The organism is Porphyromonas canoris, assembly GCF_000769115.1.
GTDB classification, from domain to species: domain Bacteria; phylum Bacteroidota; class Bacteroidia; order Bacteroidales; family Porphyromonadaceae; genus Porphyromonas_A; species Porphyromonas_A canoris.
Genome location: NZ_JQZV01000003.1, coordinates 102,775 through 127,122 on the forward strand (window position 1 = coordinate 102,775; position 24,348 = coordinate 127,122).

At 46.0% G+C, this 24,348-nt stretch carries 22 protein-coding genes and 2 tRNA genes; 10 read left to right on the forward strand and 14 right to left on the reverse strand.

Annotated elements, in window-relative coordinates:
• Window positions 1–35 precede the first annotated feature (35 nt).
• The 4 genes from HQ43_RS01150 (at window position 36) to HQ43_RS01165 (ending at window position 4,552) form a co-directional block, all read left to right on the forward strand.
• A complete protein-coding gene (locus tag HQ43_RS01150; protein WP_036788653.1) occupies window positions 36–350 on the forward strand; it encodes an NAD(P) transhydrogenase subunit alpha in 315 nt (104 codons plus the stop codon).
• Window positions 347–2,872, forward strand: a complete 2,526-nt coding sequence (locus HQ43_RS01155; RefSeq protein ID WP_036788657.1) for an NAD(P)(+) transhydrogenase (Re/Si-specific) subunit beta — start codon at window positions 347–349, stop codon at window positions 2,870–2,872. Before HQ43_RS01150 ends, HQ43_RS01155 begins: the two co-directional genes overlap by 4 nt.
• A gap of 486 nt (window positions 2,873–3,358) precedes the next feature.
• Entirely contained in the window at window positions 3,359–4,144 is a 786-nt protein-coding gene (locus HQ43_RS01160) for a carboxypeptidase-like regulatory domain-containing protein (protein WP_036788660.1), read from the forward strand.
• Between the two features lie 63 nt (window positions 4,145–4,207).
• Window positions 4,208–4,552 (forward strand): PAS domain-containing protein, encoded by a 345-nt coding sequence (locus tag HQ43_RS01165; protein ID WP_036788663.1) that lies wholly within the window; start codon window positions 4,208–4,210, stop codon window positions 4,550–4,552.
• Between the two features lie 6 nt (window positions 4,553–4,558).
• Here HQ43_RS01165 and cbiB read toward each other — a convergent pair whose 3' ends face one another.
• The 3 genes from cbiB to HQ43_RS01180 are packed head-to-tail and all read right to left on the reverse strand — an operon-like array spanning window position 4,559 to window position 8,001.
• Entirely contained in the window at window positions 4,559–5,485 is a 927-nt protein-coding gene (gene cbiB / locus HQ43_RS01170) for an adenosylcobinamide-phosphate synthase CbiB (RefSeq protein WP_036788666.1), read from the reverse strand.
• Window positions 5,486–5,506: 21 nt separating this feature from the next.
• Entirely contained in the window at window positions 5,507–6,541 is a 1,035-nt protein-coding gene (locus HQ43_RS01175; protein ID WP_036788669.1) for an aminotransferase class I/II-fold pyridoxal phosphate-dependent enzyme, read from the reverse strand.
• A complete protein-coding gene (locus HQ43_RS01180; protein ID WP_036788672.1) occupies window positions 6,538–8,001 on the reverse strand; it encodes a cobyric acid synthase in 1,464 nt (487 codons plus the stop codon). Before HQ43_RS01180 ends, HQ43_RS01175 begins: the two co-directional genes overlap by 4 nt.
• Window positions 8,002–8,156: 155 nt before the next feature.
• Between HQ43_RS01180 and HQ43_RS01185 the strand changes: the two genes are divergently transcribed.
• Together HQ43_RS01185 and HQ43_RS09980 are read left to right on the forward strand one after the other, a co-directional pair.
• Window positions 8,157–8,229: transfer RNA gene (locus tag HQ43_RS01185), tRNA-Phe, on the forward strand.
• Between the two features lie 211 nt (window positions 8,230–8,440).
• The gene (locus HQ43_RS09980; protein WP_200878525.1) at window positions 8,441–8,587 is read left to right on the forward strand and encodes a hypothetical protein; all 147 of its coding nucleotides are present in this window, start codon (window positions 8,441–8,443) and stop codon (window positions 8,585–8,587) included.
• 178 nt (window positions 8,588–8,765) lie between these two features.
• On the opposite strand, the gene HQ43_RS01190 is transcribed toward HQ43_RS09980, so the two are convergent.
• From HQ43_RS01190 to HQ43_RS01205, 4 genes are all read right to left on the reverse strand, one after another.
• A complete protein-coding gene (locus tag HQ43_RS01190; RefSeq protein ID WP_235300051.1) occupies window positions 8,766–9,086 on the reverse strand; it encodes a rhodanese-like domain-containing protein in 321 nt (106 codons plus the stop codon).
• A 35-nt stretch (window positions 9,087–9,121) separates the two neighbouring features.
• Window positions 9,122–10,537 (reverse strand): MBL fold metallo-hydrolase, encoded by a 1,416-nt coding sequence (locus tag HQ43_RS01195; protein ID WP_036788678.1) that lies wholly within the window; start codon window positions 10,535–10,537, stop codon window positions 9,122–9,124.
• Between the two features lie 89 nt (window positions 10,538–10,626).
• On the reverse strand, window positions 10,627–11,433 hold the full coding sequence (locus HQ43_RS01200) for a sulfite exporter TauE/SafE family protein (protein ID WP_036788682.1): 807 nt from the start codon (window positions 11,431–11,433) through the stop codon (window positions 10,627–10,629).
• Between the two features lie 64 nt (window positions 11,434–11,497).
• Window positions 11,498–12,223 carry a Crp/Fnr family transcriptional regulator gene (locus HQ43_RS01205; protein WP_235305935.1) on the reverse strand — a complete coding sequence of 242 codons (726 nt, stop codon included), beginning with the start codon at window positions 12,221–12,223 and terminating at the stop codon, window positions 11,498–11,500.
• A gap of 720 nt (window positions 12,224–12,943) precedes the next feature.
• On the opposite strand from HQ43_RS01205, the gene HQ43_RS01210 reads away from it, so the two are divergent.
• Window positions 12,944–14,764 carry a membrane dipeptidase gene (locus HQ43_RS01210; RefSeq protein ID WP_036788686.1) on the forward strand — a complete coding sequence of 607 codons (1,821 nt, stop codon included), beginning with the start codon at window positions 12,944–12,946 and terminating at the stop codon, window positions 14,762–14,764.
• Window positions 14,765–14,856: 92 nt separating this feature from the next.
• On the opposite strand, the gene HQ43_RS01215 is transcribed toward HQ43_RS01210, so the two are convergent.
• Both HQ43_RS01215 and HQ43_RS01220 read right to left on the reverse strand, forming a co-directional pair.
• Window positions 14,857–15,483, reverse strand: a complete 627-nt coding sequence (locus HQ43_RS01215; protein WP_036788689.1) for an OmpH family outer membrane protein — start codon at window positions 15,481–15,483, stop codon at window positions 14,857–14,859.
• Between the two features lie 112 nt (window positions 15,484–15,595).
• Entirely contained in the window at window positions 15,596–15,829 is a 234-nt protein-coding gene (locus HQ43_RS01220) for a hypothetical protein (RefSeq protein WP_036788693.1), read from the reverse strand.
• Between the two features lie 80 nt (window positions 15,830–15,909).
• Here HQ43_RS01220 and HQ43_RS01225 point away from each other — a divergent pair, with 80 nt between their 5' ends.
• The 3 genes from HQ43_RS01225 to HQ43_RS01235 all read left to right on the forward strand — a co-directional run bounded on the left by HQ43_RS01225 (window position 15,910) and on the right by HQ43_RS01235 (window position 19,458).
• A complete protein-coding gene (locus HQ43_RS01225) occupies window positions 15,910–17,367 on the forward strand; it encodes an aminoacyl-histidine dipeptidase (protein ID WP_036788696.1) in 1,458 nt (485 codons plus the stop codon).
• 151 nt (window positions 17,368–17,518) lie between these two features.
• Window positions 17,519–18,490: an endonuclease/exonuclease/phosphatase family protein gene (locus HQ43_RS01230; protein ID WP_152567446.1), complete on the forward strand. Its 972-nt coding sequence runs from the start codon at window positions 17,519–17,521 to the stop codon at window positions 18,488–18,490.
• A 5-nt stretch (window positions 18,491–18,495) separates the two neighbouring features.
• Window positions 18,496–19,458 carry a DMT family transporter gene (locus tag HQ43_RS01235; RefSeq protein ID WP_161785859.1) on the forward strand — a complete coding sequence of 321 codons (963 nt, stop codon included), beginning with the start codon at window positions 18,496–18,498 and terminating at the stop codon, window positions 19,456–19,458.
• A gap of 162 nt (window positions 19,459–19,620) precedes the next feature.
• On the opposite strand, the gene HQ43_RS01240 is transcribed toward HQ43_RS01235, so the two are convergent.
• From HQ43_RS01240 to hemE, 5 genes are all read right to left on the reverse strand, one after another.
• Complete coding sequence (locus HQ43_RS01240) at window positions 19,621–20,733, reverse strand: hypothetical protein (protein WP_036788702.1); 1,113 nt, start codon at window positions 20,731–20,733, stop codon at window positions 19,621–19,623.
• Window positions 20,734–20,768: 35 nt separating this feature from the next.
• Window positions 20,769–21,902 (reverse strand): SPFH domain-containing protein, encoded by a 1,134-nt coding sequence (locus HQ43_RS01245; RefSeq protein WP_036788705.1) that lies wholly within the window; start codon window positions 21,900–21,902, stop codon window positions 20,769–20,771.
• A 626-nt stretch (window positions 21,903–22,528) separates the two neighbouring features.
• Window positions 22,529–22,613: transfer RNA gene (locus HQ43_RS01255), tRNA-Leu, on the reverse strand.
• 67 nt (window positions 22,614–22,680) lie between these two features.
• A complete protein-coding gene (locus HQ43_RS01260) occupies window positions 22,681–23,166 on the reverse strand; it encodes a ferritin (protein WP_036788711.1) in 486 nt (161 codons plus the stop codon).
• 51 nt (window positions 23,167–23,217) lie between these two features.
• Window positions 23,218–24,288, reverse strand: coding sequence for a uroporphyrinogen decarboxylase (hemE, locus tag HQ43_RS01265; RefSeq protein ID WP_036788713.1), 1,071 nt, complete (start codon window positions 24,286–24,288; stop codon window positions 23,218–23,220).
• Between the last annotated feature and the right edge of the window lie 60 nt (window positions 24,289–24,348).

The following is a 24,348-nucleotide window of genomic DNA, read 5'->3' on the forward strand; positions in this document are numbered from 1 at the left end:
TTTTATAAAATCAGGATAATCAGATCACATTTATTATGAGTCCGCTTGTTCTTGTACTCCTCTTCGTAGTTTCGTCCATAGTGGGGTACCTTATCATTAGTAAGATTCCGAGTTTGCTGCATACGCCACTTATGTCCGGCATGAATGCTTTATCGGGTATAACCATCTTGGGATCCATATCTGTTATTGTGGCATTAAGGGTACTGCCTGCCGGTTTTGGAGTAACATTGCTCTATATTATTGCATATTCGGCACTTATTCTTGCCACTATCAACATTGTGGGTGGTTTTGGTGTTACCGAAAGAATGCTGGGTTTCTTCAATAAAAAGAAAGGAGGGAAGGACGAATGAATCTCTCTCCATCAGTTGTAGTAATCCTTTCTATCGCTATCTCTCTTCTCGTTATCCTTGGTCTTGTCATGATGACAAAAGTAACCAAGGCACGGCTTGGAAACAGAGTGAGTGCGGTAGCCATGTTTTTGGCGGTACTGCTTACCGTTGTACGTTTCAATTTTGCAGCACTCGTCCCCATTATTATCTGTATTCTTATCGGCTCTGTTGTCGGGATCTGGTTATCCAGAACAGTCAAGATGATACAGATGCCACAGCTTGTGGGTTTGCTCAATGGTATCGGAGGTTTGGCCTCTATGCTTGTAGGTGCTGTGGTGATGAGCGGAGCAACCATTGCTTATGATCTTTCGGCATTGGAGCATCTGACCTTTGGAAATATCACATCCATGCTTGCCATTCTTATCGGTGCGCTTACGTTTACAGGCAGTTTGGTTGCTGCGGCAAAGCTTCATGGCGTATTTCCGGGAAGACCCATTGTGATACCGAGACACCGTTCCGCTCTTATGGGAGCAGCTACCATCATGGCTGTTTGCCTTGTTTGGAGTGCCATCGTAGGTGCTGATGTCTTGATAGGTTCATCTGCAATAGTCTGGATCATCATCGCTATTCTCAGTGCCGGACTCTTTGGGCACCTCTTCGCCATCCGTGTAGGTGGTGCGGATATGCCTATCACCATCTCACTGCTTAACTCTCTTTCCGGAGTGGCAGGCGGTATAGCCGGTATGGCATTGGGCGATCCTCTCCTTGTTATAGTCGGAGGTATCGTTGGAGCATCGGGTCTCTTCCTCACACAGATTATGTGTAGAGCGATGAATAGAAGCCTTATGAATATCCTCTTCCCGAAAGATACTCCTGCTCCGGTTGCTCAAAAGAAGCAGGCGGAACCTGTAAAAGCAGAAAAGCCACAAGCTGCTGCTCCTTCTTTGGGTACAATCGTTCAGAGTGCCAAGCGTGTTATCATCGTACCGGGTTACGGTATGGCTCTTGCACAAGCACAGCAGCAGGTTGCGGCATTGGCAAATGCTTTGAGAGGTAGAGGTGCAGATGTTAAGTTTGCAATCCATCCGGTTGCCGGTCGTATGCCGGGACACATGAACGTCCTATTGGCAGAAGCAAACGTGGATTACGAAGAACTCTACGAAATGGAGCGTATCAATCCGGAGTTTGCCGCTACTGATCTTGTCATCGTAATCGGCGCAAACGATGTGGTGAACCCTGCCGCTCGTGAAGCGGAAGGCACTCCTATCTACGGTATGCCTGTTCTTCTTGCCGACCAAGCCAAGCATATCATCTTCTGTAACTACGATCTCAAGCCGGGTTATGCCGGAGTAGAGAACCCATTGTACAGCAATAAAGAAAAGGTAACAATGCTTCTCGGTGATGCCAAAGAGAGCATCGCCAAGATAGATAAGGCTCTTAATGAATCGCTTGAGTCTGCTCCGGAGGAAGCTCCAAAGGCTGCGGATCCATCTTTTGCTTCTGTATTACAGACTGCTAAGCGCGTCATCATCGTACCGGGTTACGGTATGGCACTCGCGCAAGCACAGCAGCAGGTTGCGGCATTGGCAAATGCTTTGAGAGGTAGAGGTGCAGACGTGAAGTTTGCAATCCATCCGGTTGCCGGTCGTATGCCGGGACACATGAATGTTCTACTCGCTGAGGCAAATGTGGACTACGAAGAACTTTACGAAATGGATCGCATCAACCCTGAGTTTGCAGCTACCGATCTTGTAATCGTAATCGGCGCAAACGATGTGGTGAACCCTGCTGCTCGTGAGGCGGAAGGCACTCCTATCTACGGTATGCCTGTTCTTCTTGCCGACCAAGCCAAGCATATCATCTTCTGTAACTACGACCTCAAGCCGGGCTATGCCGGAGTAGAGAATCCGTTGTACAGCAATAAAGAAAAGGTAACAATGCTTCTCGGTGATGCCAAAGAGAGCATCGCCAAGATAGATAAGGCTCTCAATGAGATAGTAGCAGAAGCTCCGATGAGCAGCAATTCCGGAACAGAGCTTTCTCTGTCTGCTCTTCTTAACGATCTACAACGTGTCATTATCGTACCGGGATATGGTATGGCACTTGCTCAGGCACAGCAGCAGGTGGCAATGTTGGCACAATCTCTTCGCAAGAAAGGTGCTGATGTCCGTTTTGCAATCCATCCGGTTGCCGGTCGTATGCCGGGACACATGAATGTTCTATTGGCTGAGGCAAACGTGGATTATGATGAACTCTACGAAATGGAGCGTATCAATCCGGATTTTGCCTCTACCGACCTTGTTATCGTAGTGGGAGCAAACGACGTGGTGAACCCTGCCGCTCGTGAAGCAGAAGGCACTCCAATCTATGGTATGCCTATTCTTCTTGCCGACCAAGCAAAGCGTATCATCTTCTGTAACTACGACCTCAAACCGGGTTATGCCGGAGTAGAGAATCCGCTTTACAGCAACAAAGAAAAAGTGCTTATGCTTCTCGGTGATGCCAAAGAGAGCATCGCTAAAATACAAGCAGAATTAGCTTAATCTCTCCAAAGAGAGAATAGATAGAACCACCGCTGTATGAACTTTTCATACAGCGGTGATTTTGTTTTATATCCACATTCCCCGAAAGCGAAGAGAAGCCATAGAAATAGACTTTAACAGGTTCGGATGTTTCACTGAATACATTTATATCTTACACTCAACGGATTAAGGTTTTGAAATCGAGGTGTGATTTGTAGAAATCAAACCTTGAAAAGTGCGGAGCAAGCTTTGAAGTAGGGAAGTCGAGCCTTGATTTAGGATACTGAATAGCTTTAAGGCAATTTGTATTGCCGTTTAGAGCATCTTTTTATAGTGTATAGGGACAATTTTTTCTACTAACGGAGTGAGAAGTAGAGCTAAAGATGAGAGTAGGGAACATATTCGTTTTTTGCCTTTACAGATGTGAAAAATAGTATATTCGGCATGAATAAAATATGTATATTCGCAGGGTGTTAATACGTTTGGAAAGCAGTAAATAACATTGAAATGAGACGCAACTTACTTACCCTTTTTCTCTCTATTTGTGTGATGGGAATCTCCTATGCGCAAAACAGTGATACAATTACAATTTCAGGGAGAGCAACAGACTTTAATGGCAATCCGATTGACAGCTGCTTTGTTGCTCTATTTTATCCGAACTTCTCTGTTGCCTATTCTGCGTATACCAATAATGAGGGCTTTTACTCTATCCCGAATGTTGAGAAAGGAAAGTACATGGCAATCTATGCCATCCGACCCAATGAATATCCGAAGGAACTGAAAGTCGAAGAGAAAGATATGCGGCTGGAGTTTTGGGCTTGGAATGTTGTAGCGGATAAGGATCTGACAATCAATCCTCGGTATCATCGTCTCGAACTGTATGGCACTACCGTTTTCAGTGTAAATGGAGGTTATCCGAGTATGATTATTTATACTCGTCCGATGAGCTTGGGCAGACTGCTTTCTTACGGGCAGGATGTTTGGAGCGGTAAGGTGAAATCGGAAAAAACAGAGGAGGTCGATCTTTCTGTCGAGCCTGATCAAATTGAGTTTAAGGTGTATGCAGATGATGTTCCGGTGGCTATACAGTCCGTACAGGCAGTAAGAGAATTTATAGGAGGTCCAAGGCAAATGGCTTACTTAATCTATATCGACTTGCCTAAGAAACAAGCCGGGAAATATTCTATCTTTCGTGTAGAGGCATTTAACAAGGCTTATGGCGGAGAAAAAGGAGAGAATATCTACTTCTACGAAATACCGGATTATAAAACAAAACCGGTGTCTAACCCTTGATGTCAGCCATAAGGGAAATAAAAAGAGCCGTTGGTAGGCTCTAAACTTAAACATAGACTATTTATGATAAACTATCTCAATGAGGCAGATATTGCCGTAACCGTCTGCGATAAAGACGGCATCATCATAGAGATGAACGAGCAAAGCAAAAAGGTGAATCAGAAACCGGGACAGAATCTGATAGGGAGCAATGTACTGGATTGCCACCCTGAACCGGCGCGTTCCATGCTAAAAGAGATGATGGAAAAGCAGACTAAGAATGCCTACACAATAGAGAAAAACGGGGTGAAGAAGCTCATCTACCAAATCCCTTGGTACGAAGAGGGGAGTTATATGGGCTTTGTGGAGCTTTCTATGATCATTCCGTTTGAGATGCCTCACAAGATAAGAGTCCCGAAAACGGAGTAGCGACCATCATAGCAGAAGGAGTATTCCGCAAACGATACCGACACTGAGCAGTGTAACGACAGAGACTACCCGACAGCCTCTGATGAGATCTGCGTGAGTGATGTCCCGTTCGATCTCTCCTATGTATGGTTTCTCCACCAACTTCCCATGGTAGACATTGGGACCCCCGAAACGGCAACCTAAAAGTCCTGCCATGGCAGACTCCGGGTATCCGCTGTTGGGGCTGGAGTGCGCACGTGCATACCTCCGGATGTGATGCCATACCTGCCGGGTGGGGTGAAGCATCCAGATGAGTATTGCAGTGATTCGGGCGGGGAGATAGTTGGCCCAATCGTCCAGGATTTTGGCGGCAAAGTAGCCGAACTCTCCGTATCTCTCGTTCTTGTATCCTATCATGGAGTCCAGCGTATTTATCATTTTATATCCCATCATAAGCGGAACGCCCCCAATGGCATAGAAGAAGAGGGGAGCGACGACACCATCCGAGAGATTTTCTGCCAGTGTCTCCAGTGTGGCTGTGCGTATCTGATTGAACGAGAGGTTGCTTGTGTCTCGTCCTACAATATAGCCCACTCTGTGCCGTGCCCCCGTAAGATCGTCTGTTTGGACAAAGTGCTCTACGGCAAGAGCCTCTTTCACAAGCTGCCTTGCACTTAGTCCGTAGAAAATAAAGATCGCTTCAAAGATGCCTTTGAACAGGGGATAAGGGGAGAGGAGATAGGTTGCCAGCCAAAAGACTCCGATAACCAACCCAACCAAAAACAGCGATAACAGTGTCCCTTTGAGCCTGCGATGAGAACCTCTGTTCAGTATCTTTTCTCCGAAAGCAATAAGGTTTCCGAAGAGCCGGATAGGGTGTGGGAGTGAGTAAGGATCACCTATAAGAGCATCTATGCTCCAGCCTAAAAGAAGAGGTGCTACGGAATAGATCATGAAATGAGGGCGGTTGCCGTTTTAGATGGAAGTCTGTGAGAGATAGTCCTGAAGAGCTTCGAGCAGTCTGCGGTTGGCTTCCGGACCTTGCACCGATACTCTGAAATGTTGAGGGGAGAGCCCTCTGAAGTTGTCGGCATTGCGGATAAGGATGCCGTGCTGCTCTATCAGGTACGACTTCAAGCTCTTTGCATCCCCTTTGGAAAGCTGTGCCAGAAAAAAGTTGGAAGAGGTGGGGGAGATCGTCAGCCGGTTTATCTCGTTCAGAAGTTCACCTCTGAAGAGTCGGCACTCTGCTATCAGCTCTTCCGATGGAGGGAGCAGCTCCTCGTAATGTTCCATGATGTAAGATCCTGCTTCCTGCGCCAAAGCATTGACCGACCAGGGCATACGCATGGATGAGACCTGCTCGGCTATCTCTTCGGATGCAACGATGTAGCCCAAGCGAAGCCCCGGAATGGCGAATGTCTTGGTCAGAGAATGGATGGTGATAAGGTTGGGATAACGGCTGTGAAGGCTATCTATCCGAATGGGAGTGTGAGAAAGTTCGGAGTAGGCGGTATCTACCACGACAAGCGTATCGGGACACTGTTCCAATATATCGGTAAGGATGTCGGTGGAAATAATATAGCCGTCCGGATTGTTCGGATAAGCCATCCAAAGCATATCGTATGGCTTCACCTTTCTGGCTGTAATCTCCGGATATGTGAGGTAGGAGATCCGATGTCCGAAACGAGAGCAGGCATCTTCGTACTCGGCAAAAGAGGGGATGGCAACCATGCTTTTTGCCCCTTTGTAAGCCTGAGCCGTGATGTAGAATGCCTCTGTGGAGCCGTTGGTTACGACTATCGAGTTCTCCTTTTGCCGTTGTCTCCGGGCAAGCAGAGAGGTAAGCTTTGAAGCATTGGGATCGGGATAGTTTTTTATCCGAGGCAGTACCTCTCGGATGTGAGCGATGATCGCGTCCGAGTGGTTGCGGTAGGGGATGTTTGAACTAAAGTCCAGCAGACCCTCCCGACCGAATAGATGTGAGTCGTCTCCGTGTCCGTTGATCATTCCTGCTTCATTGTTTGGTAGATATAGTCCATATCCACGTGGGTTCGTATGAGGTCTGCAAGGGCATTGAAACCCTTCTCTTTCTTTGCTTTGTAGTCTATGTCGGTGTGGAAGTTGGGATCTATTTCCTGTATGATACGGTTGATCACCGAAGCATTATCCAGGATGCCGTGAAGATATGTGCCCCATGTGCGAGAGTTCAGAATATAGCCATCCTCTTCATTGTGGCTCGTTCGGAGGAGAGGTTTGTCCGTTTTCGTTACACCCATGTGTATCTCATAACCCGTTCCGTGAATGGATTCGTTCATGAACGAGAACGTACAGCTCTTGGTGCTTTTCTCCGTACTTATAATAGTATCTACGGGAAGAATGCCCAAGCCGTTGGTGTATTCCTGATCGCCCTCAATATGGTGAGGATCTTGAACGCTCCTGCCCATCATCTGGTATCCACCGCATATACCATAGAGAGATTTGCCTGCTTTGTGATGCTTCAATATCACTTCCGCCATGCCGTTTTCGTGCATACGTTCCAAGTCTGCAATGGTATTTTTTGAACCGGGAATGATGATGATGTCCGCTTTGGCTATCTCCATGGGGTCTTCGGAGAAGTAAAGGTTGATTTCGGGTATCTGCGAGAGCATATCGAAGTCGGTAAAGTTGGAGAAGAGTTTGTGCCGAACCACCCCGATGTTGATTTTTCCCTCCTTCGATTTGGTCTGCAAACGTTCCAGCACAACGCTGTCTTCCTGCTCGATGTATATATCCGGGGCGTAAGGCAAAACGCCTACAACGGGTACGCCGGTAAGCTCTTTGATGATCTTTTTCCCCTCATCGAATAGAGAGATATCGCCTCTGAACTTGTTGATGATAACGCCCTTTATGCAGGCTCTCTCTTCCGGAGGCAGAAGCATGATACTGCCATAAACACTTGCAAACACCCCGCCTCGGTCTATGTCCGTAACAAGGTAAGTAGCTGCCCGGGTTGCCACGGCAACTCGCATATTGACAATGTCTTTATCTTTCAGGTTGAGCTCGGAAATGCTCCCTGCTCCCTCTATCACGATAGGGTTATGCTTCTGCTCCAATTTGTGATAAGCCGTGAGAACATGCTCGAAAAGATCTTGACGGAAGTTGCCTCGAAAATAGCTCTTTGCCGTAGCATTGCCGCATGGTTTTCCATTAACAATCACCTGCGAAGTGAGATTGCCGCTCGGCTTGAGGAGTATCGGATTCATCTCCACCGAGCATGCCAGTCCGCACGCTTCTGCTTGTGCTGCCTGCGCACGCCCTATCTCCAAACCATCCGGCGTAGCATAGCTGTTCAGAGACATGTTTTGTGCCTTGAACGGAGCAGGCGAGTAGCCATCCTGTAAGAATACACGACAGAAACCGGCATTTACAACCGACTTCCCGACATCCGAACCTGTTCCGACAAACATAATGGGGTGCAATTTATCCATCTTTCTCTTTCTCTTCTTTCTGTTATGCAGGACATAAAGATATAGAAAAGGCAGAAAATAGCCATTTCAACAGAAAAAAATGAAGAAAAATGGGCGAAACATTTGGAGATTCAAAAAAAAGATCTACCTTTGCAAGCGAATCACGATCAAGTGATGGTGCCATAGCTCAGTTGGTAGAGCAAAGGACTGAAAATCCTTGTGTCCCCGGTTCGATTCCTGGTGGCACCACAGTAAAAAAGTAGCGCAATGTAAACCTCCCAATTTCAAAATGAAATCGGGAGGTTTTATTTTGTTTGTTGATGTGCGCGGATATTTTGAAAATTGCTTAGAAAATCTCTTCTTTGTTGGAAGATATAGGAGAAGGTATATTTAATCCCATAATGAAAAAAGGTCTTTTATAAGAAGAGTATATTTATAATTCAATCAACAACTTATTACAATGAGCAAAAAAATCACCCCTCAACAAAATCATTCAAATCAAATTAACGCCAATAAAGGAACAGATGGAGTTAACAGACAATATTCTCAGGTGCATGGGAATAGAGGAAAGCAGTTAAATCCAAATCAAACCTCTAAAAACAAATAAAAGCTTTTTGAAAAGATAGATAACAAAGAGGATCTCTTGCCCATGTCGTGCAACTCAGAATATCTGAGAGCGACAGAGCAAGAGATCCTTGGTTTATGACTCGGTGTTATGGAGGATGGTTCGGAGGAACCGGTTCGAGAGTGTGCCTCGAAAGAATGCCGAGCTTATGAAGTTGGTGTTATTTGTTGCCTTTGAGAGATGCGACATGTTCCCAAGTGCCACCATTGAGGACATTGGTGAAGCCGCTGCGTTCAAGAATGCTTTTTGCCTGACCACTTCTGTTACCACTGCGACAGAATACTATGATGGTCTTCTTGTCTTTGAACTCGTTGAGACGAGACTCTATCTGATCCAACGGAATGTTCACAGCTCCGGAAACAGAGCCGGATGCAAACTCGCCCGAAGTACGTACGTCTACAAGGAAAGCTCCGGAGCGGATAGCTTCTGTGAGAGCCTGATCGTCAGGCTGAGAGAAAAGGTTCTTTAGTAATCCAAACATGAGAAATGCTATAATTATAAGTAAGGAAAATGATATTATCTTTTTGATGTTCTGCTTTGACATACAAAATCGGTTTTAGGGATGTCTGTTTGTGCTATGCTGCCAAAGCCACCTTCAATGTCGGTAAAGTTGCGATAGCCTCTCGCCTGCAGGATGCTTGATGCGATCATGCTGCGGTAGCCGCCTGCACAGTGGATATAGAAGTGTTGGTCTTGAGGAAGGTCTGAAATCCAATCGTTGATATAGGCGAGCGGACGGCTGTAAGCCTCTTCCACGTGCTCTGATGCGTATTCGCTCTCTTTGCGGACATCTATCACGAGAGTCTTTTCGGAAGCGAATCGTTGTGCAAACTCTTCCGCAGTGATGCATTCCACCCGGTCTGTCTCTTTGCCCGAAGCTCTCCATGTATCGAAACCTCCGTCCAGATAGCCAAGTACGTTATCAAAGCCCACGCGGCTCAGTCTTGTGATCACCTCTTCTTCTCGTCCGACATCCGTTACGAGGAGTAGTGGCTGTTTGACGTCAACGATCATTGTACCGACCCATGGAGCAAAGTCGCCATCTATACCTATGTTGATAGAGCGAGGGATGAAGCCCTGCGCAAATGTACCGGGAGCTCTCGTATCGAGGATGAGTGCTCCGGATCTTTCTGCCATTGTCTCAAAATCTTCAGCCGAGAGTGCAGACAAACCTCTCTCCAGTACGGTTTCGATGCTATCGTACCCTTGCTTGTTCATGGCAACATTTCCTCCGAAATAGGCAGGAGGAGGGAGTAAGCCTTCTATTACCGATGCTATGAATGCTTCTTTGCTGGGTTGGTTAAGGGCATAATTGACCTTTTTTTGGTTTCCAAGGCTGTCCACTGTCTCTTTCATCATATTCTTTCCGCATGCCGATCCTGCACCGTGAGCCGGATAGACCGTTATATCGTCCGATAGGGGAAGAATCTTGTTATAGAGACTATCATAGAGCAGACCTGCCAGCTCTTCTTGGGTCAGATTCGCCGCCTTTTGTGCAAGATCCGGTCTGCCGACATCTCCAAGGAAGAGTGTGTCTCCACTGAAAAGAGCTGTCTCATGTCCCTCTTCGTCTATAAGAAGGAAGCAGGAGCTTTCCATGGTGTGTCCCGGAGTGTGGAGCACTTTGATTTTGGCTTTACCCAATTGGAAGACTTGGTTATCTTCCGCAACGATGGCATCAAACTCCGGTTTGGCTGTCGGTCCGTAGATGATCGGTGCTCCCGTTGCACGACTCAGGTCGAGGTGTCCGCTCACAAAGTCGGCATGGAAATGGGTTTCCAGTATATACTTCAGTTGTACCCCGTCACGCTTTAGTCTCTCGAGGTATGGAGCCACTTCACGGAGAGGGTCGATGATGGCAGCTTCCCCCATTGAGGTGATGTAGTATGCGCCCTGAGCAAGGCATCCTGTATAAATTTGTTCTACTTTCATGGTTGTTGAATGCTTGAATATTTGCTTAACGATACAAAGATGCAGCTATTTCTTCTCTTGTACAGCTACTTTAGTCACACAACGTTTACTTATGCGAAGATTGTCTCTTTCAGGATGATATATATTCCCATCACGAAGACGAACCAGCCGAAAGCCGGTTTCAGTTTTGCTCCATCAATGTACTGAGACAGCTTCATCCCGATGAATATTCCGACTATTGCGAATCCGGTAACCGACAACAAGAGAGTCCGGTCGAGTCCCGGGAAATTACTCTCTCCGAGGAATCCGAGAAGAGACTTGGCGGATATGATCACCAGGGAAGTACCGATGGCTTGTTTCATGGGAAGCCCCCCGAGCACCACCAAGGCGGGAATGATCAGGAAGCCGCCACCTGCGCCGACAAGACCGGTGAGCGAGCCTACCACGGCGCCTTCGATCAGGATCAGAAGATAAGGAAAGCGTCCGAACTTGCGACCGTTATCTGCCTTGCTCTCCCTTTTGCCTCCCGGTCTGATCATGCTGATTGAGGCTGCAAGCATCAGTACCGCAAACAGAAGCATCAGGAACATACTCTTGTCAAGCACGAAGCCTCCCACTCTCAAGATCTCCTGCGGGATGGCGGGAATGATATAGGCTCTTGTCAGAAAGACCGATACGATGGACGGAATGCCGAACACCACAGCCGTCCGCACATCCACCAGCGAGCGACGGAAGTACGAGACGCTCCCCACGGCGCTCGTGGCTCCCACAATGAAAAGAGAATAAGCTGTGCCCAAGACGGGATTCACGCCAAACAGATAGACAAGGACCGGGACGGTCAGAATACTTCCTCCGCCCCCGATGAGTCCGAGAGAAAGACCGATCAAGACGGATGCCAGATAACCTATTACATACATAAACTCTTCTGTTTTATCATGGAACAAAGGTCGCCATCTTTGCCGGTTCTCACAGCTACTTTAGTCACACAACGGAAATCTTGTTGCGCCCCAGCCGCACGATGCCTGCCTCTTCGAGCTGTTTGAGCAGGCGCGAGACCACGGCTCTTGCAGTCCCCAGCTCGCCGGCAAGCTGTTCGTGAGTGATCTGGATCGTGTTGTTTCCGGTCAGCTCTACCTTCTTCCGGATCAGATCCAGCAGACGTTCGTCCATTCTCTTGAAGGCGATGGCATTGACTGTTTCCAACAGCTCCTCGAACCGCTTATGATAAGAGCGGAAGATATAATCCAGCCACTCCGGATGTTCCCTCATAAAGAGCGAAACCTTGTCTACCGGAAGGAAGAGGATCTCCGCGTCCTCCTCGATCTCCACCCGTACTTTGCTCGTCTCATGGTGCAGACCTCCGAGGAAAGACATGATGCAGCTCTCTCCCGCACGGATATAATAGAGCAGAATCTCCCTGCCGTCTTCCTCCGTGCGCAACACCTTCATCACGCCTTTCATCACGATCGGGATAGAGCGGATGTGCGCATTCTCATTCAGAATAACGCTGCCCGCCTCATAAACTTTCAATATGCCGTACCTGTACAGCTTCTCCACAAGCTCCGGAGAGGAGCGAAACTCCGAGATCTCTTCCAAATATTTCATGAGGACAAACTTAATAAAAAATGCCCGCATCCTCCTGTTCGGAGCCTTTCCGGCACCTTTCCTTTTCTCGAAGATCTTCTTTCCGAGCTCTCTTTGCATCATCTTTTTTCTCTTCTTGAGACTGAATCTCCTTTGGCTCAACAGCTTTTCGTCAAGCCCGGATCTTCTTCTCGAACGGATGTTTGTGCCCGTACAATGGTTGAAAAGCGATAAAGTGATAATCCGAAAGCTGCCGTTCGGAAGCTCTATTTCCAGTGATCTGCACCCCGAAAGCTGCCGTTCGGAAGCTCTATTTCCAATGATCTGCACCCCGAAAGCTGCCGTTCGGAAGCTCTATTTCCAATGATCTGCACCCCGAAAGCTGCCGTTCGAAAGCTCTATTTCCAATGATTAAAAATTAAAAAGTTGCCAATCAAAAGTTCTATTGTTAATTATCAATTCTATATTTCTCGCCGTGAAATATTAGTTTCTCGCCGTGAAATATTGGTTTCTCGCCGTGAAATATTGGTTTCACGGCGAGAAATATAGAATTGGTAAGTAAGAAATCAGTTTTTGATCATTATCAGCCGGATTATTCACCGTTTACAATACGGTTATTGCTCAATAAGAATTGACAAAAATTTTTGCTCCTTTTTCCCGAAGGGTAATGATTCGGCTCGGTTTTGATCATGACCGGACAGGAGGCCGTGAATCATCCCCCTCATCAACCCTGTTTATCAGCCGCCGGAGAGGAACGAATCTCTGCTTCGGGTCATAACTAAGAGATGTAAATGCTATCTTTGCAGAAAGAGCATGGGATAATGAAAAAATCAGTAGTCCGATATGAAAAATAACAGAGGAATAGAGTTTGCAAATCTCGCGGCTTTGCGTGAGAAAGTGAGAAGACTCACGGTGGGATCGGAGGATAAAAAGCCGCTGATCGGAATCACTGCCAATCATGCCGGCGTGGATCAGGAGTTGAGAGACAACTACATAAAGGCGGTGATCCGCAGCGGAGGCGCACCTTACATCATACCCTACTCCAACGATACGGAGGCAACGGTGCAGGCCGTGGAGCGATGTCATGGAATCCTCGTGACGGGAGGAGCGGACGCTCATCCGCTTTGGTATGGAGAAGAGCCCCATCCGAAGCTCGGAGCGGCGGACTGGGTGAAGGACGCCTTCGACATGGCAGTGGTCATCACGGCTCTCGAACGCGGTATCCCGCTGCTTGGCATCTGTCGCGGAATGCAGCTGCTGAATGTCGTGCTCGGAGGTTCGATGATACAAGATATTCCTTCCGCCTGCGAGCAGGAGGGAGTCCTTCATGTACAGACATCGCACCGGAGCGAACCCTGGCACTCGGTAAGTATGGAGAAGAAGAGCCGACTTTCAGATGTTTTCGGAGCACAGGAGAGTATCTATGTCAACTCTTTTCACCATCAGGCGGTGGGACGGTTGGGCAAAAGCATCCGCGTCTGCGCCACGGCAAGGGACGGAATAGTGGAGGCGATAGACGCCTATCCGGAACATAACGCCATGGGAGTACAGTGGCATCCGGAGGCAATGGTGTCCGAAGGAGAGTCCGAAGAGCAAGCCGCCCTGTTCTCTTTCCTTGTCAAAGAGGCTACACTGTATGCCGAAGCTCGTACTTTTCATGGCAAACATCTTACTCTCGACTCGCATACGGACACACCGATGCTCTTCAAGAATGACGAACCTTACGACCTGACCGCCCTGAGTGATAAAGCGTTGGTGGATCTCCCCAAGATGAGAGCCGGAAATCTGGATGCCGCAGTGATGGTGGCTTATCTTCCGCAAGGAGAAATCTCACCGGAAGGGCACGCGAAGGCTTATGAGTATGCTCTGGAACGGATCCGAAAGCTGAAGACGGCAGTCAAGAACAGCGGAGGAGCTGCCCGGCTCGCTTTCTCGTCAAAAGACTTGTATGTCAATAAGGAGAACAACCGCAAAAGCATCATACTCGGAATAGAAAACGGCTATGCACTGGGAGGAGATCCGGACAAGGTGGAAGAGTTTGCAAAGATGGGAGTGAAGTACATCACGCTCTGTCATAATGGAGATAACGCAATCTGCGACAGTGCATCGCGAAGCAACCATACGAATAACGGACTCAGCTCCCTCGGACGAGAAGTGGTCCGACAAATGAACACTTGGGGCGTTATGGTGGATGTCTCTCACGCCGGTATCAGAACCATAGAAGATGTCCTTGAGGTGAGCACGTCTCCCATCATCGCATCGCATTCCGGTGCACGGGCAATCTGCGATCATCCCAGAAATTTGTACGATGATCAGATCAAAGCCATAGCCGAATGCGGCGGTGTTGTGCAGGTCTGTATGTACAAGGGATTTGTATATGAACCTTCAAACGAGGCCTCTCTGCTTCATGTGATAGATCATGTCGAACATATCAGAGAGCTTGTCGGGATAGACCATGTCGGTATCGGCTCCGATTTTGATGGCGATGGGGAGGTGATCGGCTGCAGAGATGCTTCTGCAATGAAACGATTGACCATCGAAATGCTTCGCAGAGGATTCTCCACCGAAGAGCTCATGAAAGTATGGGGACACAACTTCCTGCGTGTAATGAAGGATGTGCAGATGAAAGGCTATAAAATCAGACAGGAGAAGACGATGAGATAGCGATTTATCTGCTATGTTGAAAAGGGAACGACCTCTTTGTCCGATCGGATAAAGAGGTCGTTCCCTTTTTATAAAGCTTTTGATTTTGTCTGTTATTTCTTTTCAGCCGTAGCCGGAGTATGATTGCTGTTGAGATACTCCAGGAACTTAGCCGTTATATCGTACTTCTTGTCCGAAAGCAAGATATTATCGTTCATCGTATTGGAGAAGATCACTTGTATCCCCATTGTCTTGTTGAATGCAGCCAACTGAGACATGATGGTATCTCTCAAAACCGTGTTCGTTTCCAACTGTTGTTGTTGAAACTCTACAGAAAGCTTTTGTTGAAGCTGCTCCAATTCTGCCTGACGCTTCATCAGATTATTACGTTGTTGTTCTGCACTCTGAGGAGATAAGAACGCTTGGTTTTGTGCTTTTCTTTGAAACTCCGCAGCTTCAGCCTCAAAAGATTTTAGACGCTGATTCAATGTCGCTTGTGCAGATTCCGCACGACGAACCATCTGCTCGTTAAGCTCTTTAGAGAGATGATAGTGAACAAGAATAGTGTCCACATTGATGTAAGCAATAGGCATTGTTACCGCTTCAACAGCAGTAGAATCTCCCATGCCAATCTCTTGAGTTGAGCTATTAACACTTTTGTTCCCAGAGAAATGCAGCCCAAATAGTACCACAACCGCTATAGCCAATATGGCTGTTGAAATGTAATTGAAATTTTTCATCGTAAGCGTTTATACGTTATATATCTTAACTCCCAATTCCTTCTTGTTGTACATATAATATTGACCAACAAAGGAATCTGCGTGCGAAGATACAATATATCTCTCATATAATCTAATTTATTTGGTCATCATTATCCTCTTCTTTAATGCGTTCTTCCAAATTTTTCCTCTCAGAGTCATCTGCATGCTGCTCTCTATGGCAAGAGAGTCCTTTCTCTCTTAGAGCAGGTTGTGCCCCGACATGAGAAGATGGGAATCGTCTTGTTTTAGTGAAAAAGACATTGATCCCCAGTAAAAGAACTGAAATAAGGACGATAACGATCGATATAAGTAAGAGAGTTGACATATTTTTTTGTACTTTTGAGATGGAAAATAATCCGACTAATAGTTGTCATCCAACGACAAACCAAAATTAATCATTTATTTATGAATACACTGAACCCAAGAATTATTTGGCACTACTTTGAAGAAATCACAAAAGTGCCACGTCCATCGAAGAAAGAAGGCAAGATAATCGCATATCTTGAGGCATTTGCCAAGGAACACAACTTGGAGTACAAGAAAGACCACGTAGGCAATATTGTTATTAAAAAAGCAGCTACTCCCGGTTATGAAGACAGAAAGTCTGTTTGCATGCAGAGCCATATTGATATGGTTTGTGAGAAGAACAGCGATGTGGTATTTGACTTTGAGAATGATGCTATCCAGACAGAGATTGTTGATGGTTGGTTGAAAGCTAAAGGTACGACTCTCGGAGCTGATAATGGTATCGGTGTCGCAGCAGAGTTGGCAATACTGGCTTCTGATGATATTGAGCATGGTCCTATTGAGTGTCTGTTCACAGTGGACGAAGAGACAGGTCTTACGGGAGCTATGGAACTTAAGGAGGGCTTTATAGATTCTCATATTCTTCTCAACTTGGATAGCGAGGATGAAGGCGAGTTGTTCATCGGTTGCGCAGGAGGTATGGGACAGATTGCTTATTTCGACTACCAAAAGGGCTATGCTTGTCCAGATAAAACATATTTGCGTGTTGATATAAAAGGCCTTCGTGGAGGACACTCCGGTGGAGATATTCATGTAGGACTTGGGAATGCTAATAAGATCTTGGCAAGATACCTTGTAGGTCTTAACGATATTACAGAAGATTGGACTTTGGCAGATATTAGAGGTGGTAATCTTCATAATGCTATTCCTCGTGAAGCTCATGCTATTATAGGCATTCCTTCAGAATTAAAAGAGCGAGTAGCTATCTTTGCAAATGAATTTGCAGCAGATGTTCATAATGAACTTAAGGCTGTAGACCCGGGTGTTACCCTTACTGTATCTACAACAGATAAACCGGAGTACATTATAGATGAGGATACTAAGTATTTCCTTCTTTCGGCATTGATTGCTTGTCCTCATGGCGTTTTAGGTATGAGCCATGCTATTGAAGGTCTTGTCGAGACTTCGAACAATCTTGCTTCTATTAAGATCAAAGAAGAGGAAAAGCAGATCCTTGTGGAAACTAGCCAACGCAGTAGTACCGAGTCTCTTAAACGTGCAGCAGGTCAGACAGTTCGTACAGTGTTTGAGTTAGCAGGAGCAGAGGTTGTCGAAAGAGATGGTTATCCAGGTTGGGAGCCAAATGTTGACTCTGAAATACTAAAAGTTGCAAAGGAAACTTATGAAAGGCTTTTTGGTAAGTCTCCGGAAGTGAAGGCTATCCATGCAGGTCTTGAGTGTGGTTTGTTCAAGGAAAAATATCCTCATTTGGATATGGTATCTTTTGGACCTACTATGAGGGATGTTCACTCTCCTAATGAAAGACTTGAGATTGTAACTGTAAAGATGTGGTGGGATCACCTTCTTGAAGTATTGAAGCATGCTCCTAAGAAATAAGTAGATCAATATTTTGCTGCGTTTTTGTAAACGCAATAATAATAGAGATATGAAAAGACTCGGTAGCAAATATTATCTTATATTATTGTTATCGGGTCTTTTTCTATTTTTTCTTTTTGTTTCGTGGTCTCCTCCCAAAAGGATTAGAGTCGTGAGTTATAATGTGGAGAATTTGTTTGATACGATACCTTCGGGTTCCTATGCGGATCTGGCCTTTTCTCCTAATGGAGAATACAGATGGAATAGAGCAAGGTATCAAAGAAAACTGTCTAATATTTCTACAGTGCTCAATAGTATCAATGGTTGGGAACTTCCCGGTATTATAGCTTTTAGTGAAGTAGAAAATAGTAGAGTGGTAGAAGAGTTACTATATAGGACAAAGCACGATATAGATGGTTCCCCCTATTTTAATTTTGATATAACTAATGGGAAAGATAGTAGAGGTATCAATGTTGCTATTGCGTGGGATAGAAGATTGTTTAGGAAGATAGGAAGAGAGGATATTCCTAACTACTCTGTTGCCGATACTTCACATTTCCCCGGGCGTCATACGCTTTACCTCGTCCTCGAAACATTGTTTAGCTATAGAAGAGGTACTATGACGGCTGATAAAGACTCTCTTCACCTTTATGCTATCCATCTTCCATCGAGAAGAGGAGGTGTAAGAGAGAGTGAACAGAAGCGGATTTTAGCAGCAAAGAATATTCGTAATCATCTCAGCGATCTAATATCTCGGAAGCCTAAAGCCAAAATAATAATCATGGGAGATGCCAACGAAGATCCGAAAGATCCGGCGACACTTCTTTTATCAGACTCTTTACTACATCTCTGTAAAGAGTTTTCTGATAGAGGTCTCTACTCACACTATTTTCAAGGTAAAGGTTGGACTCCGGATCACATTATTGTTTCTCCTTCTCTTGTTCAGTCAGAGTCCGGAACTCTTTGTATAGAGAGCCCGATGGCACAAGTTTACGCTCCTCTCTTTTTGCAAGATAAAAGATTTAGTATTTCCAGACCTCTCCGCTTCTTATCCGGGGAATTTTATAACGGCGGATATTCGGATCATTTTCCCATTTACATTGATCTGAACTATGGTAAATGTGTAACTGTTTCACAACAATAAATGTCATGGAACAAGTAATTCAAAATGGTAAAAGCTCTGTATGGCAATTAGTCAGAGGATGGATCATTGGTATATTTGCCTCAGCATCTTTTGGATTGATACCTTTCTTTACTCTTCCGGTTATGGAGATAGGTGTTTCTAAAGGTACTATTATTTTTTACCGTTTTCTTTTTTCTGCCCTCATCATTGGTTTATTGTCTTTCTTCAGAAAGAAAAATCTTAAAGTGCCGAAGAAAGCAATTCCCAGTGTATTCGCTCTTGCCATGATGTATGTTGGCTCAGCTATGTTCCTTTTCTGGGGATTCTACTACATGCCATCTGGAGTAGCCACAGTGATACACTTCCTTTATCCTGTATTTTTAGTCCTTATCTTAGCAATATTCTACCGCCAGCGCATCTCGCCGGTCTCTTTACTTGCCATTATCATGGCAATATTGGGCGTGTCATTTATTATGGATGTCTGGGGAGAGGGAAGTGGAGGTATAGAAACATTTGGTCTTATCGTCGTAGCTCTGTCTGCTCTCGCCTATGCGCTTTATATCGTAATAGTTCAACACTCTCCCGTTAAAAGCGTTTCCGCTTCTGTGCTTACCTTTTGGGTGATGCTACTCGCAGCAGGAATGGTTTTGATTATAGAGAGTCTTACCCAGGGCGGACTTTCTCACATTCCACAGCTTGACGGATGGCTTAATATTGCAGGTTTGGCTCTCATTCCAACAGTGCTTTCCAATCTTGCTTTAGTTGTTGCCATACGCTCCATTGGTTCTACTGCCACTTCTGTGTTGGGAGCAGTGGAGCCACTGACTGCCGTGACAGTCGGAATTATCGTGTTTGACGAACCAGTTTATACCTTAACATTCTCTGGTATTTTGCTTATTCTCTGCGCCGTTACACTTATCATAACATCCGGAGTGATAGAACGCTCTTCTTTCTATGGGCGAATTGCGGGGCTAGGGAGGAAGAAGTGATTGCCTCTCCTCTTTTGTTTCTACTCCACAAAGTATTTTATCTACAAAATAGTGCTACTCAACGATCCTTTATTGGTAGCGAGACCAATAAAACCGCCAAGTAGCACCGATGATTTTTTCTTACTGTATGTTACAGAGATTGTATCAGGAGTAGAACAGATATTATGCCTTTCCGCTGAGGAGATAGAAAATAACTATTATCAGTAAGATTCCCAATATAAAGAAGAATATCTTCACAAAGCTCTTGGGATAGTTACCGGCGACTTTGCCTGTCCTTCCATTCACCACAAACTGATAGAGCTTGCCATTGTACTTGAAAGCACTTATCCACAAGGGCAGAAGCATGAGCTTGAACATAACATTGTTGTACTCCGTATCCATAGAATGGATTCGCTGACGATCACCTCCGATGTCATTCCGAACCATTTGCTCAAGTTCTGCTTCCATCTTCATTTTTGCCTCCGATATACTTTCGAGAAAATCTTGTTGGTATATCTCTGTGATAAATCCAGCAATGTATTCATGGCTATATGGGAGGCAGTTCTTAGTATCCCAGTGAGTGAGATCGTTCATCAAGCTCTTGGGCAATGTATGAGATGCCGGTACCAATAGATCGTCAAAGCTATGGCTGATATCTCCGAAAGTATAGTACCAGTCTGTCACGGCTCTATGCCGTATGTTCCCTTTCTCATCTTTATCCACCTCCGTCCTGTCTATACCGCGCTCTCCGGTATATTGGGTTTCGGTGTCGGCATCATAACTCCAGAAAGGGAGATAGATCCCCTTGAAAGAGTCGGTTGCTATGTCTCCTCTTTTGACCTTATTGGGCAAAAACCAACGAGAGCCTATCCATTTCCTAAAACTCTCTTGGCTTCTCTTTTCGGTGATGGAGAAAGGGAGGACATAGTTTGGAAGCCACGTCGATTGAAGGCTTGTCTCGCTCAATATAAGGGGAGTACCGCAAAAGGCGCAACTCATACCGCTGGTGTTCGAAGGCATAGATGTCTTTGCTCCACACTGCTTACACCTTACCTGTCTTACTTTCAGGAGGCTTTCTGTTTCGGTCTCTTTCTCTTTCTTTCTTCCATTGAAATGAGTAGCCCAATACTCAAAGTCGTTTTCGACAATCTTTCCGGGAGTCAGGTTTAAGGCTTGAGTAAAACCACAGTTCTGACACTTGAGAGTCTGACTTTCGGGGTCGAAACGTGTGTAGCTTCCACATCTCTCACACTTTGTCTGCAAGGCACTATCAATATCGGTCTCTACCATATCCATCGTGTTTGATCATGAAATCTTTCTGTTGCACATCTTTACTCCTTAGGAAGTGGAGGAGGGGTTGCTCCGAAAAGTTCGTTCAGAGCTGGGATGGAAGAAGCGGATGCCCAGTCCGACATTCCTGCTGTCCAGACCAGGCTATCAGGAGATAAAGATCCTGCTTCGTGCATCCGGATGAGTTCTTCTTTGGAGAAAGGTCCTTTCGGTTTACCATCCAGAGCCACATGATAGAGTACTGCTTCCGGTACAGGAGGAGGCATAGCTCCAGTTGCCTGACCGGAAGGCGAGGCTGACAAGCCTTGGCTCACTTGGTTAGCCATCTGAGATGCCATCGCAAAGCCCATTCCCATTCCCATTGCATCTCCTGCTGGAGATCCGCCATGTACTGCTCCTTTTTCGAGAGAGTTTGCAAACTGCATTTGGGTGTAAGCATTCATGTTTCCTATCACACCCATGCTTGTACGGCGATCGAGGGCTTGTTCGACGCTTTCGGGCAGAGATATGTTTTCGATGAGAAACTTTGTCAGATCCAAACCATAATCTGCGAAGTCCGCACAGAGTTTCTCGAAAAGGCTTTGAGAGAACTCATTGAGATTTGCGGCCAGATCAAGCGCAGCGATCTTGGATTCGCCCAGATAGTCGCTAAACTTTGTGATGACGAAGTTGCGCAGCTGTTCACGGATACCTTCTGTTGTAAAGTGTTCGTTCGTTCCCAGTACTTTTCGGATGAAAGGTATCGGGTCGGACTGGATGCGGATATTAAAAGACCCGAAAGCCCGCAGCCTGATAGGACCAAATTCGGGGTCTCTCATCATGATCGGATTGGATGTTCCCCAGCGTTGGTTCAGAAACTCTTTTGTATTGACGAAGTAAACGTCCACTTTGAACGGTGAGTTGAAGCCGTATTTCCATCCCTTAAGAGTGGTCAGAATGGGCATGTTTTGAGTTGTAAGCTCATATCTTCCCGGCTGGAATACGTCGGCAAACTGACCTTCATTAACCAGCACCGCCAACTGTGTCTCTCTAACGGTAAGCTGCGCTCCGTTTTTAATTTCGGCTTGATAGCGAGGAAATCGCCAGACCATTGTATCCGAGCTGGAGTCTGTCCACTCGATGATGTCAATAAATTCTTTGAAAACTTTCTCTTTGATTGCTCCAAATAGTGACATAATTGCAGAATAATATTTTGTTGAATTAAACCATTTCTTTGTTCGAAGAGGAGCAGAAACATCTCCTTCCCCCTATGATCTGTCGTCTCTTCGTCTCATGACAAAGTAACGGAAAAAGGCAGCAAAAATCAATAGTCTGAGATGAAATGTTTAGCCCCTATTTAGGACAAAATCCGGGTATGCTGTCCTGCAATCATGTCGTTGAATAGTGCGTTTGTTCCGAAACTTTAGGGGCTTTTCTTCTGCATCTTGGTGGCTTCGCTTGGAGACCTTCTTTTTTTCCCTCTGAAGACTTAGCCGTTTTGCTCCCGGATCCACTTGAGAAAAGTTTGATTACTATTGGTCTAAAACTTAGAAACTATTTTTACTTGTTAGTAAGAGAGTTTATTCTTCTTGTTGAAAGAGTCGTTGTTCCGGACTGTTTTTCCGTTACAGTCGCAGATAAAAGCAGATGTTCGGGACAGAAGAGCCGATACGAGGCTTGGTTTTGAGGCAAAACAGAGTACCGAGATCTCGAAACAATGATGTGGAGCTCCTTTCTTCGGAGATGTTATGTTGTCAGGGGAAACAGGTATAAAAAAGACTCTTGCAAGGATGAAACAGCCTTTTGCAAGAGTCTTTAGAAGTGCCCGGAACGGGACTCGAACCCGTACAGCCGCAATGGCTAAAGGATTTTAAGTCCTTCGTGTCTACCAATTCCACCATCTGGGCGCCATAAATTTCAGGCACAAAGGTAAAAGAAAAAGTTTACCCGTGCAAGGCAGCCGCCGAGCAAGGCTTATCTTGCTCCCAACTGGCTGTCCAATGTCATAAGACCGGCAGGATTCTTATCTATCAGCTTGAGCTTGTTTATAATATCCGCAACAGTCTCTTCCTCCTCTACTTGTTCGTCCACAAACGTGCGGAAGAAGTTTTCTGTGGCATAGTCCGTCTCCTTGATGGCAATGGTTACGATGTTGTTGATCGCTTTGGAAACGTTACATTCGTGCTCGTAGCTCTTCTCAAATGTGTGTAGGACGGACTTGAAGTCGGACTCCGGAGCTTCCACTCCTGCAAGGATGGGCATCTCTCCGCGCGAAAGGACGTATCTGATCATCGTAATGGCGTGCTGATACTCTTCATCGGCTTGCTTTGCAAACCATTTTGCAAAACCGGACCATCCCTCATTGGAAAGGTAGATGGACATGGAAAGATAGATATGGGAAGCATTAAGCTCCAGCTTGATCTGTTCGTCAATAGCTTGTTTAAGTGTCTTTGGAATCATAGTGTAACGATTTGTTTTAGTGTGAAAAACTATATAGTGATAAATACAAAATTATTGCTGTTTCTTTCCAGAAGAGTAGCGGCGAACTTCATCCACTAATGCCGCCACGTGTTCTACCGGCGTCTCTCGGTCTATGCCGTGCCCTAAGTTGAAGATATGAGGCGTATCGGCAGGAACCTGATCCAATATCTCTCGCGCTCTCGCCCTTATGGCTTCCGGATCACCAAGCAAAAGGAATGGATCCGAATTGCCCTGCAATGGCATCCGAGGCAAAGCCTCCGCAACGGAAGAGAGCTCGTGGCGCCAATCCACTCCTATAACGGATGCACCCGACTCCTTATAGAGCTTATACCACGCAAGAGGAGCATCTTTCGTGAAGCAGATAATGGGGGGAGCGGACTCTCCCAATGCTTTTCGGACTCCTTCCATGACCTCCTGTGTGTATGCCAGGCTGAAAGTCTTGAACGACGGAGTGGAAAGTATCCCTCCCCATGTGTCGAAGATCTGTACAACATTTGCTCCGGCACGCACCTGCCCAACAAGATAGGAGATAAGGGCTTGAGAGAGTACGCTCAATAGTCTGTGCAAAAGATCCGGACGGCTGTACATCATCCGTCTGGTCTGTATGAACCGTTTGCTTCCACTGCCCTCTATCATGTAGCAAGCAAGCGTAAAAGGACTGCCGCAAAAGCCTATCAGCGGTACTGCACCCTCGAGCCTTTTCTTTGTCTCCTTGATAGCTTCCATGACATAGGACAACTTCTCCATGGACAATGGACTATCAAACTCCAGCTGTTTGATATCTCTTTCCGTTCGGATAGGATGCTTGAACAGAGGACCTTGATTCTCCTCGAAGTAGAGACCGAGTCCCATGGCATCGGGAACGGTAAGAATATCGGAAAAGATAATAACGGCATCCAACGGAAAACGCCTTAACGGCTGAAGAGTAATCTCCGCAGCAATGTCGGGGCGTGTACACATGCCCATGAAAGAGCCTACTTCCTCCCGTATCTTCATGTACTCCGGAAGATAGCGTCCGGCTTGTCTCATCATCCATATCGGTGTATGAGTGATGGGGCAGCCCTGAATAGCATCTATGAGCGTATTATTGTGTGCTTTCATCTTTATAGTTTTGGAGAGTCTTTCTTTTATAGATTTTTACCGTGAAAGAAATCTTTCCGT

Bases quoted from the DNA above. Each gene is read 5' to 3' on its own strand.
- HQ43_RS01150 (WP_036788653.1), top strand. From the start codon at position 36: ATGAGTCCGCTTGTTCTTGTACTCCTCTTCGTAGTTTCGTCCATAGTG.
- HQ43_RS01155 (WP_036788657.1), top strand. From the start codon at position 347: ATGAATCTCTCTCCATCAGTTGTAGTAATCCTTTCTATCGCTATCTCT.
- HQ43_RS01160 (WP_036788660.1), top strand. From the start codon at position 3,359: ATGAGACGCAACTTACTTACCCTTTTTCTCTCTATTTGTGTGATGGGA.
- HQ43_RS01165 (WP_036788663.1), top strand. From the start codon at position 4,208: ATGATAAACTATCTCAATGAGGCAGATATTGCCGTAACCGTCTGCGAT.
- cbiB (WP_036788666.1), bottom strand. From the start codon at position 5,485: ATGATCTATTCCGTAGCACCTCTTCTTTTAGGCTGGAGCATAGATGCT.
- HQ43_RS01175 (WP_036788669.1), bottom strand. From the start codon at position 6,541: ATGATCAACGGACACGGAGACGACTCACATCTATTCGGTCGGGAGGGT.
- HQ43_RS01180 (WP_036788672.1), bottom strand. From the start codon at position 8,001: ATGGATAAATTGCACCCCATTATGTTTGTCGGAACAGGTTCGGATGTC.
- HQ43_RS09980 (WP_200878525.1), top strand. From the start codon at position 8,441: ATGAGCAAAAAAATCACCCCTCAACAAAATCATTCAAATCAAATTAAC.
- HQ43_RS01190 (WP_235300051.1), bottom strand. From the start codon at position 9,086: ATGTTTGGATTACTAAAGAACCTTTTCTCTCAGCCTGACGATCAGGCT.
- HQ43_RS01195 (WP_036788678.1), bottom strand. From the start codon at position 10,537: ATGAAAGTAGAACAAATTTATACAGGATGCCTTGCTCAGGGCGCATAC.
- HQ43_RS01200 (WP_036788682.1), bottom strand. From the start codon at position 11,433: ATGTATGTAATAGGTTATCTGGCATCCGTCTTGATCGGTCTTTCTCTC.
- HQ43_RS01205 (WP_235305935.1), bottom strand. From the start codon at position 12,223: ATGATGCAAAGAGAGCTCGGAAAGAAGATCTTCGAGAAAAGGAAAGGT.
- HQ43_RS01210 (WP_036788686.1), top strand. From the start codon at position 12,944: ATGAAAAATAACAGAGGAATAGAGTTTGCAAATCTCGCGGCTTTGCGT.
- HQ43_RS01215 (WP_036788689.1), bottom strand. From the start codon at position 15,483: ATGAAAAATTTCAATTACATTTCAACAGCCATATTGGCTATAGCGGTT.
- HQ43_RS01220 (WP_036788693.1), bottom strand. From the start codon at position 15,829: ATGTCAACTCTCTTACTTATATCGATCGTTATCGTCCTTATTTCAGTT.
- HQ43_RS01225 (WP_036788696.1), top strand. From the start codon at position 15,910: ATGAATACACTGAACCCAAGAATTATTTGGCACTACTTTGAAGAAATC.
- HQ43_RS01235 (WP_161785859.1), top strand. From the start codon at position 18,496: ATGGAACAAGTAATTCAAAATGGTAAAAGCTCTGTATGGCAATTAGTC.
- HQ43_RS01240 (WP_036788702.1), bottom strand. From the start codon at position 20,733: ATGGATATGGTAGAGACCGATATTGATAGTGCCTTGCAGACAAAGTGT.
- HQ43_RS01245 (WP_036788705.1), bottom strand. From the start codon at position 21,902: ATGTCACTATTTGGAGCAATCAAAGAGAAAGTTTTCAAAGAATTTATT.
- HQ43_RS01260 (WP_036788711.1), bottom strand. From the start codon at position 23,166: ATGATTCCAAAGACACTTAAACAAGCTATTGACGAACAGATCAAGCTG.
- hemE (WP_036788713.1), bottom strand. From the start codon at position 24,288: ATGAAAGCACACAATAATACGCTCATAGATGCTATTCAGGGCTGCCCC.